General features: G+C 77.0%; 1 protein-coding gene. It reads left to right on the top strand.

Annotation, left to right across the window (positions count from 1 at the left end):
• The coding region (locus GUY61_RS38695) for a Sua5/YciO/YrdC/YwlC family protein (RefSeq protein WP_166634949.1) at window positions 1-834 on the top strand (834 nt) is incomplete at both ends.

The raw sequence follows: 834 nt of genomic DNA, 5'->3' as shown, positions 1-834 counted from the left end.
GCTCACCGCCCCGTCGCCCCCGGCGTGCACCCCGGCACCGACCGGATCGGCCTGTTCCTGCCGACGACCGGCCTGCACCACCTGCTGCTGCACGACGTGGGCCGGCCGCTCGTCGTCACCAGCGGAAACCTCGCCGACGAGCCCATCGCCATCGACGACACCGGGGCACGCGCCGCTCTCGCGTCCGTCGCGGACGGCTTCCTCACCCACGACCGGCCGATACGCGCCCGCTACGACGACTCCGTCGTACGGGTGGCGGGCCGTACGACACTCACGGTCCGCCGCGCCCGCGGGCTCGCCCCCGCACCCCTGCCGCTGCCCGTGCCCGCACCGGGGCCGCTGGTCGCCGCGGGGGCCCAGCAGAAGCACACCTTCACCCTCGCCGAGGGCGCGCGCGCCCACACCGGCCCGCACACCGGCGACCTCGCCGACGCGGGCACCCTGGACGCCTACCTGGCCTCGTACGCGCACCTGGGACGGCTCACCGGGATCACGCCCGAGACCGTCGCGCACGATCTCCACCCCCGCTACCTGTCCACGCAGTGGGCCGGGCGGTTCCCCGCCGGCCGCCGCATCGCGGTGCAGCACCACCACGCCCACGTGGCCGGCTGCGCCGCCGAGCACGGGCTGCGCGGCCCGTTCGTCGGAGTGGCGTACGACGGGCTCGGCCTCGGGGACGACGGCACCCTGTGGGGCGGCGAGATCCTCCTCGCGGACCTCACCGGATACCGCCGCCTCGGCCGGTTCGGCACGGCGCCGCTGCCCGGCGGCGAGGCAGCGGTCCGCCATCCCGCCCGGATGGCGCTCGGCTACCTCTTCGGCGCGGAGCCCCTG

The sequence above is a fragment of the Streptomyces sp. GC420 genome (assembly GCF_009916105.1).
Lineage (GTDB): Bacteria > Actinomycetota > Actinomycetes > Streptomycetales > Streptomycetaceae > Streptomyces.
The sequence above is the reverse complement of the archived record's forward strand: the minus strand, read 5'-3'. Positions and strand labels throughout refer to the sequence as shown.